This window comes from Polyangium sp. 6x1, from assembly GCF_029946515.1.
Taxonomy (GTDB): Bacteria; Myxococcota_A; Polyangia; order Polyangiales; family Polyangiaceae; genus Polyangium.
Window position 1 is genome coordinate 1 of the sequence record NZ_JARZHH010000025.1, and the last position, 13,813, is coordinate 13,813.

Below are 13,813 nucleotides of genomic sequence, written 5' to 3' on the forward strand. Positions count from 1 at the left end.
GGCAGAGGCGCGGCGGCCGCGGTCGACGGCGGCGCGGCGGGGGCCGGCTGCGCGCTCGCGGGGAGCGTGACGGCGAGGCCCAGCGAGAGCGCGGCGAGCGGCGCGAGGCGGCGCGCGAGGCCGGGGATCGACGTGCGCTTGCGTGTGTCCATGGGCGGAGTCCCTTTCATCGTCGATCCACGGCTCAGAACTGCCACCGGAGCGCAGCGGCCCGCGGGCCGACCACGACCTCGGGGCGCGGATCGAATGCGGTCGGGGTGCGCGAGACGAACTTCTCGTCGGAGAGCAGCCCCGCCACGAAGAGCGCGACGCCCGTGGCCTGCCCGAGGCCGTCGAGCATGAGCATGAAGACACCAAAGCTCTCGGCGTCGGAGGTGCTGATCGCGACGAAGGGACCGATGACCGGGATGAAGAGCGGCGTGTAGTAGCCGGAGACCACGCCTTCGCTGCCGGCGAAGCTGCCCGCGAAGAGGACCGACATCCCGTAGAGCGGCGCGAACGTCGCGAGGCCCGCGGTCGCCATCTTGTAACGCGGCCTCGTCTCGATGCCGTAGCCGGGCGGGATCGGATCGCCTTCCTTGTACGGCAAGCGCGAGGGTCCGAAGATGGGCGGCGCATAGGAGCCGCGCGGCGGATACCCCGGCGGCGCCGCGCCCATCGGCAACGGAGGTTGTTGCGGGAGCGCGCCCGGCGGCGGAGGCTGCTGCTGCGGCATCGCGCTCGGCGGCGGAGGTTGTTGCTGCGATGGCATCACGCCCGGCGGCGGAGGCGGCTGCGCCCCCTGCGCCTGGGAGATGCTTGCAACACCAAGGATCGTCAGCGCTGCGCTGAAAGAAAGGAGCGTTCGTCGCGTCGTCACATCGTCCCCACGAGGCCCAGACCCGCTCCATGCGGGCCGAACCGGAGAGGCATCACGGTCACGGAGGCATCGGTGGATCGGACGAGCCGCTTTTCCTGGGCGACGACGCCGGCGATGAACATCGCGATGCCGCCCGATTGCGCGATCCCGTCGAGCGCGAGCCAGAAGGTCCCGGCCCCCTCGGAGTCGAGCGTGCCCATCGCGACGAAGGGCCCGACGCCCGGGATGTAGAGCGGCCAGAGCCCCGAGTCGCTCGAGACGCTGTCGCCGATCGAGGCGATCATGGCGGAGAAGAACCACGCGACGCCGAACGTCACGCCGCCGCCGATGGCGAGGCCCTTGCGAATGCGGCTGTCGACGCGGTAGCCCGGCGGGATCGGATCGCCCTCCTCGTACGGGAGCGTCGCGGGGAGCGAAGAGCCTGGCGGGCCGTATCCATAGCTGTTTGGCCCGTACCCCGGCGGCGGATATCCCGGCGGCGGATACCCCTGCGGATACCCGGGCGGCGGCGCGTACCCCGGCGGCGGATAGCCCTGCGGATACCCTTGCGGATAGCCCTGCGGATACCCGGGCGGCGGCGCGTACCCCGGCGGCGGCAGCGGCGCGACCTGCGGTGCCGTGGCCTCGTAGCCCGGCGGCGGCGGCGGAGGCGCCGACGTGTCGGGCTGCGCGGGCGCTTGCGCGGCGGCGCTCTGCGAGGAGACGCCTACCGCGACGAAGAGCGCCGCTGCGAGCGCACGAGGAGCTCCCTTCGTTCTGTTCGCCTTCGCCTCGAGCATGCAGGTTCCTCCGCCCTCGCGCGTGGTGCTGCGCGCACGCGCGTAAAAACGGAGAATACGTGAGGCACCCAGGAGGTCAACGCGGCTTTTTCGTTCCGGACCGGCCCGCCGCGGCCTCGACGCGGAGCTCTCGCGCACGTGCCGCCGCCCACGCGGAAGCGGGCGCGAACGCGGCCACGTGCCTCGCCTCGACGAGCGCGTCGGGCCCGGCGAGATCGAGATCGGGGACGAACCCACGCGTCTCGTCGAAGTCGCCGAGCGGATCCACGACAGCGCGCGTGCCGAGCGTGATCACGAGGCGCGAACGCGGGAGCAAGAACCACGCGACCTCGCCGACCGCCATGCTGCCGCGCGTGCGCTCGCCTGCGACGAGCAGCCCCGGGATCTGCCGCGCCAGCGCGACGAACATCTCGCACGCCGAAGCGCAGCCGCGATCGACGAGGACGACGCCGCGACCCGCGAGCGGCGCGGGCGCCGTGCCTTGCAAGCTCTCGCCGTTGCGGACGATCTCGACGCGTCCTTCTCCGCGCGCGGCGAGATCGTCGGCGAGCTGTTCGAGCCGCGTGATGTGTTCGAAGAACATCGCGCGCGCGGCCTCCGGCACGTCGCCCCGCGCGAGGCGCCTCTTCGCCGCGTTCACGCGCCCGAGCGCGGCGGTCACGGACTGGACCTCGCGCGTGCCGAGCGCATGGATCGGCCCGTGCGCGAGCGCGAGCAGGAAGCGCTCGGCGAAGGCGTAGTTCCCGCCGCCGTTGCCGCGCAGATCCACGACGAACGCTGGCGCCGCGCGGAGGCGTTCGGCGAGGCGCGGCAACGTGCCGAGCGCCGCGGCCGCGGCCGTCTCGAAGGTGCGCACCACGACGACGGGCACTTCGCCTTCGACGAGCTCCACGGGCGGCGCAGCGCTCGCCGGCGGCGCGGGTGGAGCGGGCAACGCTTCGAGGCGGAGCGGCCTGTCGCCGCCGTGGCCGAAGGCGAGGTGGCCGTCGTCGGCGCGGAGCAGATCCCGCAGGAGGGTCGCGAGCTCGAAGGGGGAGAAGGTCGCGCGGCTCTGGATCACGCGGCGCGCTTCGTCGATGCGCGCGCGCGGCGGCACGGGCGCGTGGCCCTCGGGCGCGGCGTACGCGTCGGCGAAGACGTCGAGCGCGAAGTCGAGATCCGCCTCGGCGAGCGCGGCCGTGACCTCGCGCGGCTCGACGTCGAAGTCGTTCGGGCTCGCGACGAGCGCGGCGAAGCTCGCGGTGAGGGCGGCGGAAGCGCGCTGGCTTCGATCGGGAGAGCCCCAGGATCCAGCGCACCCGGCGAGGGTGAGCCCGAGAGCGAGGAGGCCTCCGTACAGCAAGGCGCGCATCAGCCGCGAGGGTGCAACGACGAGTCACCTCGTTGCAACGGCCTCGCGACGATGCGGTGGGGATGAAGACGGGAAGGGAACGTATTTCTTGCGGAGACGATGCGCGGCTCGAGCGCCGCGCGTCTGACTACGCCTGCGCCTGCTCGGCGACGGCCTTGTAGGCCTCGGCCCACTTCTTCCACTGCTTCAGGCGCGTACCGGGCTTGCGGTTGTTCACCTTGGCGCGGGACTCCTTGCGGGCGATCTTCTCGAGCAGGTGCTGGTGCTGGCGGCTGGGACGATGCATGCGCGCGATGCTGGTCCAAGCGCGCTTGCTTCGCAAGCCCGTCGAGCAGGGGCGTGCGGCAGGTCCGCCGCGCCCCGAAAGGACCCGCGGTCAGCCGCCCCGGCTGCCCCCCTCGTCAGGCCCAAGACGACCGTAGGTGTGAATGGCGCCGATCAGGAGGAAGAGCGCGAGGAGCGTCAGGACCATGCCCAGGTCGATGAGGCCCGTATCGTTCGGGTCGCTCGGGCGGAGGCCCACGAGGCCGAGACCGACGAGCAGCGCGGTGCTGGCCACGAGCAGCGCGCGCCGCGGCCCGGCAGCGCGCTCGGACTCGCCCTGCACCAGCGTGGAGATCTTGTCGCCGAGGCTCACTTGAACTTCTTCGTCTTGGCGTACGTGATGAAGTCGCGCACGTCACGCGTCAGCGTGCGCTCGGCGGTGATCGTGGTGAGCTCGTGCGACTCGCCGGCGAGGTCGTCGTAGCGGTAGTTCGTCTGGTAGAGCAGCACGATGCGGACCTCGCCGTCCGCGCCGACGCGCTCCAGGCGGAGCTTCTCGTCGGCGCCGTTCGGCGGCTTGATCGCGTCGCCGAGCTTGTCCTGGTCCTCGTCGGAAATGTAGGCGATCCCGAACTCGTGGCCGTCGACGCTCACATCGACGCGCAAGGCTTTGCCGTTCCGCAGCTCGACATCGCGGGCAGGCGCGGGCTGCATGCCCTCCTGGGCGACGGCGCGACGGATGACCTCGAGCGCGCGGCGCTCGTCGAGGGTCCTCGTGGGGTTCGGCGCGCGGACCGGCTCGGGTCCGCATCCGAGGGCGACGGCGCCGAGGGCGGCGGTCGCGACAATCGGCAAGATGGTTCGCAAGACGGTGGCCATGAGCGCCATGAGAGTAGCCAACCAGGCCCCGCTCCGCTACTTCTCCCGCCATGGCTCGCCTCGCGGCGATCGACATCGGGTCCAACGCCATCCGGCTTCGCGTGGTCGACGTCGACCCGCCCCTGCTCACGGACGAAGGTCCGCGGTTCTACCCCTTTCGCGACGTGCTCGTCGATCGCGCGCCGGTGCGGCTCGGGCACGACGTTTTCACGAAAGGTCGCCTCGAGAACGGCGTCATCGGCGCGGCCTGCGAGGCGCTGAAGCGCTTCCGCGCGGCCATGGACGCGGCGAAGGTCGAGCGCTACCGGGCCGTCGCCACGAGCGCCGCGCGCGAGGCGCAAAACGGAGACCTCTTCGTCGAGCGCGCCGAGCGCGAGAGCCGCGTGCACGTGGAGATCATCGAGGGCGTGGAGGAAGCGCGCCTCGTGCAGCTCGCCGTCGTCGAGCGCATCGCCATGGGACAGCGCCGCTCGCTGCTCGTCGACATCGGCGGCGGCTCGACGGAGCTCACGCTGCTCGAAGGCCGCCTCCCGATCTACTCCCGCTCCTTGCCCGTCGGGACCGTCCGCCTGCTCGAAGCGTTCCTCGAAGGACGCGGCCCGATCGACATCAGCCACCGCGCGCTCCTCGAAGAGTACGTCGACCGCGTCTGCGCCGACGCCTTCCGCGAGATCGAGGACGCCTCCGACGGGCCCGTCGACGTCGTCATCGGCACGGGCGGCAACATCGAGACGCTCGCCGACCTCTGCCCGATGCCGATCGCCTTCCCCGAGGGACGCGCGATCGAGGTCCGCGCGATGCGCCGGCTGCTCGACGAGCTCTCGGCGAAGAGCGTGGACGAGCGCGTGGCCGCCTACGGCCTCCGGCCCGATCGCGCCGACACGATCGTCCCTGCGGCGACCGTGCTCTGCCGGGTCGCGGAGGCCTTCGGGCGCGAGTCGATCACGGCGCCGGGCGTGGGGCTCAAGGAAGGCGTGCTCGTGGACCTCGCGCGCCAGCACTTCGTGCCGCGTGATTTCGGGGGCGAGGCGGCCGCCGTCAGCGAGGCGTGCGTCCGGCTCGGTCGCCGTTACCACTTCGACGAGGCGCACGGCATGCTCGTGGCGCGCTTCTCGACCCGCCTCTTCGACGAGCTCGCCGCGCGCCACCGCATGAGCCCGCGCGACCGCATCCTACTCCACGCGGCGGCGCTGCTGCACGACGTCGGCGACTTCGTGCGGTACGAGGGCCACCACAAGCACAGCTACTACCTCATCGTGCACGCCGACCTGATGGGCCTGTCGCCTGCGGAGCGCGAGATCGTGGCCAACGTGGCGCGGTACCACAGGAAGAGCCCGCCGCAGCTCGACCACGAGAACTTCCGCACGCTCTCGCGCGAGGACCGGGCGAAGGTCAAGGCGATGGCGGCGATCCTGCGCGTCGCGGACGCGCTCGATCGGGAGCACCGGGCCAAGGTCGCCGGGGTCAGCGGGCGCATCGAGGGCGACACGCTGGTGCTCGAGCTCTCGGGCACGGAGGACCGCTCGCTCGAAGAGTGGACCGTCGCGGCGAAGTGCGGGATGTTGAAGGACGCGCTCGGGCTCGACGTACGCATCGTGGATGCGGCGACGGGCGCGTCGCGGACGCCGACGACGGTGCCGCCGCCCTCGCGAAAGACGCCGGTTCCGACGCCGCGGAGCTGAAGCCCGCGCGCCTTCGAAACGGGTGTTACGGGAAGAACCTCTTTCGAGGTTCGGGGGCAATGCTCGGGCAAGCCGAGCTCCGCCCCCCCAAACCCCCCGGCGCGGCCCGGGTTTGGCGCGCGCCGATTTAGCGCGCGCCGAGGTTGTCCGGGTATCCCCTCAGCGCTTGCGGCGGCCCTTTGCGGCGGGCGCCGGCGTGGCCGGGGCGGCGGGCGTGGCAGCGGCGGGCTTCGCGGGCGCGGCCTTCGCGGGCGCAGCCTTCGCCGCGGGTTTCGCGGGCGTGGCCTTCGCCGCGGTGTTTTTCGTCGGCGTGACCGTCTTCGGCGGCCGGCCGTTCGGCCCGAAGACGAGCTTGCGCAGCGCAGCGGCGGCCTTGTCCGTGTCGCCGCCTTCGCTCGACCGCACGTGCTCGACCACGGCGGCAAGCGGCTCTTCCTCGGGGAACATGAGGAGCACGAAGGGCGGGACGCCGAGCGCCTTCGCGGCGGAGACCACGGTCCCGACCGTGATCAGGACGAGCCCGCGCTCCACGCTCGACATGTGCCCCTTGGACAGACCACTCTCGTCGGCGAGGGCCGCGAGCGACATTCCGCGCTCCTGGCGCAGATCACGGATTCGGGCTCCCACCTTGGCAGCGACGGGCTCGGGAGTCGGACGACGGGGCATGGTTTTTCCACCTCGAACGTGCGCCCCGGCGTACCGGAGACGCGGAGAAGGCCAGGACGAGACGCGGCGGTTCGTCGTGGCCGCGTTCGTATGGGACGAACTCTACCATGTCGCCCTCGCCCGGCACAACGTCCCCGTAGGACGCGCATGTCCCGACAACCGCGCCCGCATTGGCGCCCTACCCTGGTCCCCTCCCCTGCCCGGATGGCTTGCCGAAGAAGAACTCCCGGAGCCGCTCGGCCGCGCGGCCCACGTCGCCGCCTTCCTCGCGGAGGACGTTATCGAGGTACGCGGAGAAGGATTCGTCCTCGTCCCGCATGCACAAGACGAACATCGGCACGCCGAGCACCCGGGCCACGGCCTGCAACGTGCCGACGCTCATGAGCGCCAGGCCATTCTCCAGGTTCGAAACGTGGCCCTTGGAAAGACCGCTCGCCCTCGCCAATTGAGAGAGCGACATATCCTTCTCGCGCCGGAGCTCTCGAATTCGAGCACCGATGAGGGCGGCGAACGGGTCCGGAACGGAACGTGTGGGCACGGGATTGCACCTCGGAAACCGTTTTTCCTGCCAAGCATGCGGTCGACCATCGGTCGACCGTTACCGTCTTCGAAGATTCGACCAGATGACCCAATGGGATCATCCAGGCCAAACCACTTACCACGTCGCGCACCTTTTCCCAATGTTCGAACGCATTTCGAACGCTCATAAATCGACACGCGGGTCATTCATTTCCGGAAACGAAATCCGGGTTCGACACAGCAAGCACGCCCGCGGCGCCCGAAGGTCCCGGCGGATGCGCCGAACCACGCTGGATTTCAGGGCAAACCCCGCAGAAGGCCCCCCGCGCCCACGGCGCGTCGCGGCGGTTGTCAGGCCAAGCGGCCCCCGCACAGGCCGGTCTCACACGACGCCACCCCCCGTCCTCGACAGGGAGGCCTCGGTACGGCCCCGCAATGATTGTCTTGACTTTTCGCTCTACTCGTGGAGCGAGCGTTTCGTCGCGCGCGCGGCGCGCTTCTTCCCGGGCCTTCCGCCCGTGCGCTCCTCGATCACCGCGCTCACGCGCCGCATATCGCCGCCGTACGCTTGCCGGATCTCCTCCAGCACGGCCGAGAGCGGATCCTCGTCGGGAAACGCCATGAGCACGAACGGCGGCACATCGAGCGCTCGCGCCACCGCGACGACCGTGCCCATCGTGACACGCACCCGCCCGCGCTCCGCGCTCGACATCTGGCTCGGCGTCAGGCCCCCCGCCTCACGCAAGCTCGCGAGCGACAGACCTCGCTCGAGCCGGAGATCACGCATCCGCGCTCCGAGCTTGCCCGCATACGGCTCCGGCAGCCCGCTCGTGATGCCCGCGCGCTCGCGGGCCGCCGCTCGCGTCTTCGATCCCTGCGCCTGCGTTTCGCTCGACCTGCGCTTCATCCTGACCCGCGACAAACCTAACACGTTCTGCGGGGCCGCGTGCACGTGCGATCGAAAAACCCAAGTCGAGTTTGTGCGAGGTTGGTCCGTCGCCCGGTTTTTCGGTCCCTAACCTCATTTTTTGACAGACGACCCGAAGGTGCCCGAAAGAGCCCGCCCCCCCTCGGGCCCGCCGGTCAGCCGAGGAAACGAACGAGCTCGGAGACGAACGTGTCGTGCGCCTCGATGTGCGGCGAATGTCCGACGTTCGGCAGGACCTCTTCCCGGTAGCTGCCGCCGTTCGCCTTGTAGGCGTCGAGCACGGCGCGCGTCTGCGACACCATGGGCTGCGCCGGGTAGACGTCGTCGCCGGGCCAGCCTGGGACCGCGCCGAGCTTGCCGAGGAAGCCGAAGTCGAAGAGCGACGTGTCGCTGACGATCTGATCGCCGTCTCCACGGATCCAGAGGACGTCGTGCCTGGGCGCGATCTTCGCGAAGCCCGAGAGGTTCACGTACTTCGGCGCGAGCGCGTTGTTCACGCCGCGCGCGCCGGGCGCGACGGTGGGCCAGTTCGAGGACGTCGTCATGTCGCCGGGGTAGTGCGCGTCGTCGACGACCATCTTCAGGATCTCCGCGACGAAGAGCTCCTCGCGCTCCTTCTCCACGCGGAACGGCGGCTTGAAGTAGAAGTCGTTCATCACCTTGCGCGGCGAGAACGCGCTCTCCTCCGAGGCGTCGCCCTCCTTCAGCCGACGCGCGAACTCGGGGTTCGCCGTGCCTCCACCCGAGCCTGCGAAGTCCGAAAAACACGGCTCGCCGTGCGCGCCGCGCGTGCCGCCGAACCCGTAGGGAGACATCGGCGCTTCGAGGACGATCTTGCCGACGAGCTCGGGGTGATCGATCGCGAGCTGCATCGCGACGCCGCCGCCGACCGACCAGCCGACGACGTGCACCTTGCCCTTGATGCCGAGCTCCGCGTGCTGGAGCAGCGCCGCGAGGTCGTCCGAGAAATCACGCAGGCCGCGCGTCGCGTCGATGGGCCCGGGCTCGGTGTCGCCGTAGCCGCGGAGGTCCGCCGCGATGGCGCGAAAGCCCGCCGGGAGCGCGGCCATCGTCTGCTCGAAGAACCGAGCAGAGGAGCAGTTGCCGTGGATGAAGAGGACGGGCACGCCGTCCGCGGGTCCGCTGACGAGCACGTGCGTGCGAAGGCGAGGCGTCTGGATCTTGAGCGACGTGATGGCGGTCATGAGCTCCTCGGGTTTTTCGGGCCAGAGGAGAGGATGCCTTCAACGCTCGCCGGTGAGAAGATCATAGAGGCGCGGCGCGAACGCCTCGGCCACGCAGTGCTCGACCTCGTCGGAGGTGCCGAACCGTAAGGCCTCCCGCGCGACAGCCTCGGCCTCGACGAGCGTCACGCGCCGGAGCGCCTCCTTGATCTCGGGGATCGCGGCCGCCTCCATCGAAAAGTCACGCATGCCGAGGCCCACGAGCAGGACCGCGGCGAGCGGATCACTCGCCATCGCCCCGCAGATCGAGACGGGGCAATCCCAGCCCTCGCCCGCGCGCACCACGCTGCGGATGAGCCGCAGGATCGCAGGATCGAAGGACGAGGCGAGGTAGGCGAGCGAGCGGCTCGTGCGGTCGACGGCGAGCGTGTACTGGACGAGGTCGTTCGTCCCGAGGCTCATGAAGCTCGCCTCCTGCGCGAAGAGATCCACGAGCACCGCGGCCGCCGGCACCTCGACCATGATCCCGAGCGGAATCTCGTCCGCGCACGGGAGTCCCCGCTCCTTCACCTGCTCGATCGCCTTCTCCAGGAGGACGCGCACCTGCCGCAGCTCGGAGAGGCTGGCGATCATGGGGATCATGATCTTCACCTCGCCGTACGCGCTCGCCCGGACCATCGCACGCAGGTGTTCGAGGAAGACCTCGGGCTGCGAGAGCGCGAGCCGCACGGCGCGAAGGCCGAGCATCGGGTTCATCTCGGGCGGGAGCTTGAGGCTCGAGATGAACTTGTCGCCGCCGATGTCGAACGTGCGCAGCGTGACGGGCATCGGGCGCATCGTCTCGACGACGGCGCGGAAGATCTCGAACTGCTGATCCTCGGTCGGCGGCAGCGAACGATCGATGTAGAGGAACTCGGTGCGGTAGAGGCCGATGCCCTCGGCGCCGTGATCACGCGCGAGGATCGCCTCGGCCGGGAGCTCGACGTTCGCGCGCAGCGTGACGCGCACGCCGTCCTGCGTCGTCGCTTCACGATCCCGCGAGACGGAGAGCTCCCGCGAGAGCGCGGTGTGCCGCTCGCCGCGGGCGCGCGCCTCGTCGAGCTCGCGCGCCTCCGGGCGCACGAGGACCGAGCCACGCAGGCCGTCGACGACGACTTGGTCACCGCCGGAGATCCGCGCGAGCGCGTCGGTCACCCCGACGACGGCGGGGATCTCCAGCGCGCGCGCCATGATCGCCGTGTGGCTCGTCCGCGTGCCGACCTCGGTCACGAAGCCGACGACGGGCTGGTTGATCATCGCCGCCGTGTCCGCGGGCGAGAGGTCGTGTGCGACGACGATGGAGGGCCCGTCGAGGCGCAGGTGCTGCTGCTCGGGCCCGGTCGTGCCGAAGGCGCGCAGGATGCGATCGCCGATGAAGAGCACGTCGTGGCTGCGCTCGCTCAGGTACGGATCGTCGAGCGCCGCGAGCCGCTTGGCGATCACGTCGGACGCCTCGGCGACGGCCCACTCGGCGGCGCGCTTCTCCTTCTGGATCTGGTGACGCACGGCCTCGGCGAGCACCGGGTCGCCCGTCATGAGCACGTACGCTTCGAGGATGGAGGCCTCGGCGCTGCGCTCGGTGAGGCGCTGCGTCATCTCGCGCAGGTCGCGCTGCGCGCGCGCGACGGCCTCCTCGAAACGCGCGACCTCGATGTCGACCTCCCCCGGACCGATCGTGCGACGCGGGCAAGGCGCGCGGCTCTTGCCGAAGACGACGACCTTGCCGATTGCGACGCCCGGCGAGCCCGCGATGCCGCGGAGAACGTCGGTCGGTTTCGAGGGAGGCTCCGCGCTCATTCGGGCTCTCCGAAGCGATCGGCGATGAGCTTGCCGATCGCCGCCACGGCCTCGGCCGAGGCCTCGCCGCGGGCCTTCACCTCGATCACGCTGCCGACGCCGCCGCAGAGCAGGAGCACGCCCATCACGCTCTTCGCGTTCGCCTCCTGCCCGTCGGGCCCGGCGACCGTGACCTCGCACGGGTACTTGCCGGCGAGCTGCACGAGCTTCGTGGCCGCCCGCGCGTGCAAGCCGCGCGCGTTGACGATCGTGAACCGCCCCGTCGCGCTCGCGTCGCTCACGTGTTCCCTCCGCCGTCGGTGGAGCGCGGCGCCCCCTCCGCCCCTTCGATGGCGACCCGATCGAGCGGCTGTGGATCGGACTCGAGCGGCGCGGTGTGCTCCGCCCTGCCGACGTCACGATGCGCGACCGAGATGGGTAGCTCCACCTTCCTGCGTAGATTGTCGGCCAAAACCTCCGCGAGCGCCACCGATCGATGACGCCCTCCGGTGCAGCCGACGCCGATGGTCAGGTAGCTCTTCCCTTCCCGCTCGTACCGGGGGAGCGAGAACTCGAGCAGCGATCCGATCTTTTCGAGGAGCTCGGACGCCTCGGGGCTCCGCAGGACGAAATCGCGCACCGCGGGGTGGCTCCCGGGCAGCCGCCGTAGCTCCGGGACGAAATGCGGGTTGTCGAGGAACCGCACGTCGAAGATCAGATCCGCATCGACCGGGACGCCGAACTTGAATCCGAACGAGACGAAGCGCGTGCTCATGCGCGGCGCCTCGGCCTTGCCCGGCCCGAGGTGCGCGATGATCTGGCGGCGCAGCTCGTGCACGCTGAGGCGCGTCGTGTCGAGATCGATCGTGGCGAGCGCGCGCAGCGGGGCGAGGCGCTCGCGCTCGAGGTGCACGCCGTCGAGCACGGCGAGGCCGCCGGAGCTGCCGGGCGCGCGTGAGGCCGCGGCCGAGAGCGGGTGCGGCCGTCGTGTCTCGTTGAAGCGACGGAGCAGCGCCTCGTCGGTCGCGTCGAGGAAGAGGATGGCCATGTCGCGCCCCTCGGCGATGCGCGAGAGCGTGGGCGCGGCGCCGTCGAGGAAGGCGAAGGCGCGCACGTCGATGCCGAGGCCGATGCGGCGGATGCCGCCGGACTCGCAGACCTCGATCGTGGCGGGCACGAGGGACGTCGGGAGGTTGTCGACGCAGAAGTAGCCGAGGTCTTCCAGGGCATGGAGCGCGGTGGACTTGCCGGCCCCCGAGAGCCCGGTGACCACGACGACGCGGCTCTTGTCGCTCATCGATCTCGCCTCCCTCCGCTCAGAAGCGCGCCTTCGAGGTTGCCGAAGAACTCACGCGCGGCGTGGTGCCCCGCGTTCTTGAGCAATTCGTTCCGCGCAGCGACCTCGATGATCGTCGACATGTCGCGCCCCGGCCGCACCGGGATCACGAGCTCGCGCACCTTCACGCCGAGGATCGTGTGGTACCGGTCCTCGAGGCCGAGCCGGTCGTACTCGACGTCCTTCGACCACTCGACGAGCTTGATGACCACGTCGATGCGCTTGCGCTCGCGGATCGCCGTCACGCCGAAGAGATCCTTCACGTTGAGGATGCCGAGCCCGCGCACCTCCAGGTGGTGGCGCAGGAGGTGCGCGGCCGCGCCGAAGACCATGCCCGGCGGGCGGTAGTCGCACTCGACGACGTCGTCGGCGATGAGGCGATGCCCCCGCATCACGAGGTCGAGCGCGCACTCGCTCTTGCCGATCGCGCTCGGCCCCGTGAGGAGCACGCCCACGCCGAAGACGTCGACGAGCACGCCGTGCATGCGCACGCGCGGCGCGAGCCTGTCGTCGAGCAGCGCGTGCACCGCCGTGATGGTCACGCTCGATCGCTCCGCCGAGCGCAGCAGCGGCGTCCCCGACGCCTCGGCCGCGGCCACGAGCTCCGGCACGCCTTCCGCGGGGGCCTCGGCCTCGCCGCGCGAGGCGCGCGTGACGATCACGCAGCAGAGATCCCGCGCGAAGAAATCGCGGAGTTTCTTCGCGCGGTCGTCCCCTTCGAGCGTGTGCAAAAACGAGAGCTCGGTCTGGCCGAAGATCTGGATGCGCGACGCGGTGATGCCGTGGAAGTGCCCCACGAGCGCGAGGCCCGACTTCTGGATGCGCGTCGACTCGATGATGCGATCGAGGCCCGCCTCGCCCGCGATGATCTCGAGCCCCACGCCGAGGCCGGGATCGGCGAGCAGCGCGCGCACGCTCATCGAGGGGCGCGGAGCCGGCACGCTACGAGGCGCCTCGTCGGTCACGGGCCCCTGCCCTCCTCGGCGGCGATGATCGCGAAGGCGTCGACGCCGCTCGGAGCGAGGAGCAAGCGCTTGCGGAACTCGTCGTCGCGAAGGAGCCGCGACACGCGCGCCAGCGTCTTCAGGTGTTCGCCCGCGGCGCGCTTCGGGCCGACGACGGCGAAGAGGATGCTCACGGGCGCGCGGTCGATCGCGTCGAAGTCGATCGGGTGCGGGCAGAGCAGGACCGCGCCCACGTGCCGATCGAGGCCTTCGAGCGCGCCGTGCGGGATGGCCACGCCGCTGCCCACGCCGGTCGACTGGAGTCGTTCGCGCTCGACGAGCACGCGCTCGATCTCCGCCGCCGACGCGACGGGGACGAGGCCGCGGGCGAGCAGCTCGGCGATGCGATGCAGCGCCTCGGGCTTGGAGCGGACGACGCCCTCGGCCTCGTTCGCCACCGAGACGTGGTCCGCGCTCAGGATCTCGAGAACACCCATGATCGTGCCGGGGGGGTTGGGAGAGCGGGGCGTGCGCCGCGCGACCGCTGGAGGGGCGCCAGCGCGGCGCTCGGCTGCGCCGTGGAATCGACCGTTGCCTGTCCCCCCCC

The 13,813-nt window shown here is 70.9% G+C and carries 16 protein-coding genes; 1 reads left to right on the plus strand and 15 read right to left on the minus strand.

Going from position 1 to position 13,813, the window contains the following annotated elements; translation table 11 throughout:
- Positions 1 to 184: 184 nt before the first annotated feature.
- The 6 genes from QHF85_RS23095 to QHF85_RS23120 form a co-directional block, all read right to left on the minus strand.
- Positions 185 to 859, minus strand: a complete 675-nt coding sequence (locus QHF85_RS23095) for a hypothetical protein (protein ID WP_281329443.1) — start codon at positions 857 to 859, stop codon at positions 185 to 187.
- On the minus strand, positions 856 to 1,638 hold the full coding sequence (locus QHF85_RS23100; RefSeq protein WP_281329444.1) for a hypothetical protein: 783 nt from the start codon (positions 1,636 to 1,638) through the stop codon (positions 856 to 858). The genes QHF85_RS23095 and QHF85_RS23100 overlap by 4 nt, the downstream gene beginning before the upstream one ends.
- Before the next feature lie 76 nt (positions 1,639 to 1,714).
- Positions 1,715 to 2,989 carry a S41 family peptidase gene (locus QHF85_RS23105; protein ID WP_281329445.1) on the minus strand — a complete coding sequence of 425 codons (1,275 nt, stop codon included), beginning with the start codon at positions 2,987 to 2,989 and terminating at the stop codon, positions 1,715 to 1,717.
- Between the two features lie 127 nt (positions 2,990 to 3,116).
- Positions 3,117 to 3,275, minus strand: a complete 159-nt coding sequence (locus QHF85_RS23110; protein ID WP_281329446.1) for a hypothetical protein — start codon at positions 3,273 to 3,275, stop codon at positions 3,117 to 3,119.
- Positions 3,276 to 3,365: 90 nt separating this feature from the next.
- Positions 3,366 to 3,626 (minus strand): hypothetical protein, encoded by a 261-nt coding sequence (locus QHF85_RS23115; RefSeq protein ID WP_281329447.1) that lies wholly within the window; start codon positions 3,624 to 3,626, stop codon positions 3,366 to 3,368.
- Entirely contained in the window at positions 3,623 to 4,132 is a 510-nt protein-coding gene (locus QHF85_RS23120) for a hypothetical protein (RefSeq protein ID WP_281329448.1), read from the minus strand. Before QHF85_RS23120 ends, QHF85_RS23115 begins: the two co-directional genes overlap by 4 nt.
- Positions 4,133 to 4,182: 50 nt before the next feature.
- On the opposite strand from QHF85_RS23120, the gene QHF85_RS23125 reads away from it, so the two are divergent.
- Complete coding sequence (locus tag QHF85_RS23125; RefSeq protein WP_281329449.1) at positions 4,183 to 5,814, plus strand: Ppx/GppA phosphatase family protein; 1,632 nt, start codon at positions 4,183 to 4,185, stop codon at positions 5,812 to 5,814.
- A gap of 159 nt (positions 5,815 to 5,973) precedes the next feature.
- Here QHF85_RS23125 and QHF85_RS23130 read toward each other — a convergent pair whose 3' ends face one another.
- The 9 genes from QHF85_RS23130 to QHF85_RS23170 all read right to left on the minus strand — a co-directional run bounded on the left by QHF85_RS23130 (position 5,974) and on the right by QHF85_RS23170 (position 13,703).
- Entirely contained in the window at positions 5,974 to 6,480 is a 507-nt protein-coding gene (locus QHF85_RS23130) for a helix-turn-helix transcriptional regulator (RefSeq protein ID WP_281329450.1), read from the minus strand.
- Between the two features lie 178 nt (positions 6,481 to 6,658).
- A complete protein-coding gene (locus QHF85_RS23135) occupies positions 6,659 to 7,018 on the minus strand; it encodes a helix-turn-helix transcriptional regulator (RefSeq protein WP_281329451.1) in 360 nt (119 codons plus the stop codon).
- 438 nt (positions 7,019 to 7,456) lie between these two features.
- The gene (locus tag QHF85_RS23140) at positions 7,457 to 7,906 is read right to left on the minus strand and encodes a helix-turn-helix domain-containing protein (RefSeq protein ID WP_281329452.1); all 450 of its coding nucleotides are present in this window, start codon (positions 7,904 to 7,906) and stop codon (positions 7,457 to 7,459) included.
- A gap of 176 nt (positions 7,907 to 8,082) precedes the next feature.
- The gene (locus QHF85_RS23145; RefSeq protein WP_281329453.1) at positions 8,083 to 9,132 is read right to left on the minus strand and encodes an alpha/beta hydrolase; all 1,050 of its coding nucleotides are present in this window, start codon (positions 9,130 to 9,132) and stop codon (positions 8,083 to 8,085) included.
- Positions 9,133 to 9,171: 39 nt separating this feature from the next.
- Entirely contained in the window at positions 9,172 to 10,947 is a 1,776-nt protein-coding gene (gene ptsP, locus QHF85_RS23150) for a phosphoenolpyruvate--protein phosphotransferase (RefSeq protein ID WP_281329454.1), read from the minus strand.
- Positions 10,944 to 11,228, minus strand: a complete 285-nt coding sequence (locus QHF85_RS23155) for an HPr family phosphocarrier protein (protein ID WP_281329455.1) — start codon at positions 11,226 to 11,228, stop codon at positions 10,944 to 10,946. Before QHF85_RS23155 ends, ptsP begins: the two co-directional genes overlap by 4 nt.
- Positions 11,225 to 12,223 carry an RNase adapter RapZ gene (rapZ, locus tag QHF85_RS23160; protein WP_281329456.1) on the minus strand — a complete coding sequence of 333 codons (999 nt, stop codon included), beginning with the start codon at positions 12,221 to 12,223 and terminating at the stop codon, positions 11,225 to 11,227. Before rapZ ends, QHF85_RS23155 begins: the two co-directional genes overlap by 4 nt.
- Positions 12,220 to 13,227: an HPr(Ser) kinase/phosphatase gene (gene hprK, locus QHF85_RS23165; RefSeq protein WP_281329457.1), complete on the minus strand. Its 1,008-nt coding sequence runs from the start codon at positions 13,225 to 13,227 to the stop codon at positions 12,220 to 12,222. Before hprK ends, rapZ begins: the two co-directional genes overlap by 4 nt.
- On the minus strand, positions 13,224 to 13,703 hold the full coding sequence (locus QHF85_RS23170) for a PTS sugar transporter subunit IIA (protein WP_281329458.1): 480 nt from the start codon (positions 13,701 to 13,703) through the stop codon (positions 13,224 to 13,226). Before QHF85_RS23170 ends, hprK begins: the two co-directional genes overlap by 4 nt.
- Between the last annotated feature and the right edge of the window lie 110 nt (positions 13,704 to 13,813).

What these genes read in the sequence shown, in the direction of transcription:
- QHF85_RS23100 (WP_281329444.1), bottom strand. Translation starts at nt 1,638, where the DNA reads ATGCTCGAGGCGAAGGCGAACAGAACGAAGGGAGCTCCTCGTGCGCTC.
- QHF85_RS23105 (WP_281329445.1), bottom strand. Translation starts at nt 2,989, where the DNA reads ATGCGCGCCTTGCTGTACGGAGGCCTCCTCGCTCTCGGGCTCACCCTC.
- QHF85_RS23110 (WP_281329446.1), bottom strand. Translation starts at nt 3,275, where the DNA reads ATGCATCGTCCCAGCCGCCAGCACCAGCACCTGCTCGAGAAGATCGCC.
- QHF85_RS23120 (WP_281329448.1), bottom strand. Translation starts at nt 4,132, where the DNA reads ATGGCCACCGTCTTGCGAACCATCTTGCCGATTGTCGCGACCGCCGCC.
- QHF85_RS23125 (WP_281329449.1), top strand. Translation starts at nt 4,183, where the DNA reads ATGGCTCGCCTCGCGGCGATCGACATCGGGTCCAACGCCATCCGGCTT.
- QHF85_RS23130 (WP_281329450.1), bottom strand. Translation starts at nt 6,480, where the DNA reads ATGCCCCGTCGTCCGACTCCCGAGCCCGTCGCTGCCAAGGTGGGAGCC.
- QHF85_RS23140 (WP_281329452.1), bottom strand. Translation starts at nt 7,906, where the DNA reads ATGAAGCGCAGGTCGAGCGAAACGCAGGCGCAGGGATCGAAGACGCGA.
- QHF85_RS23145 (WP_281329453.1), bottom strand. Translation starts at nt 9,132, where the DNA reads ATGACCGCCATCACGTCGCTCAAGATCCAGACGCCTCGCCTTCGCACG.
- ptsP (WP_281329454.1), bottom strand. Translation starts at nt 10,947, where the DNA reads ATGAGCGCGGAGCCTCCCTCGAAACCGACCGACGTTCTCCGCGGCATC.
- rapZ (WP_281329456.1), bottom strand. Translation starts at nt 12,223, where the DNA reads ATGAGCGACAAGAGCCGCGTCGTCGTGGTCACCGGGCTCTCGGGGGCC.
- QHF85_RS23170 (WP_281329458.1), bottom strand. Translation starts at nt 13,703, where the DNA reads ATGGGTGTTCTCGAGATCCTGAGCGCGGACCACGTCTCGGTGGCGAAC.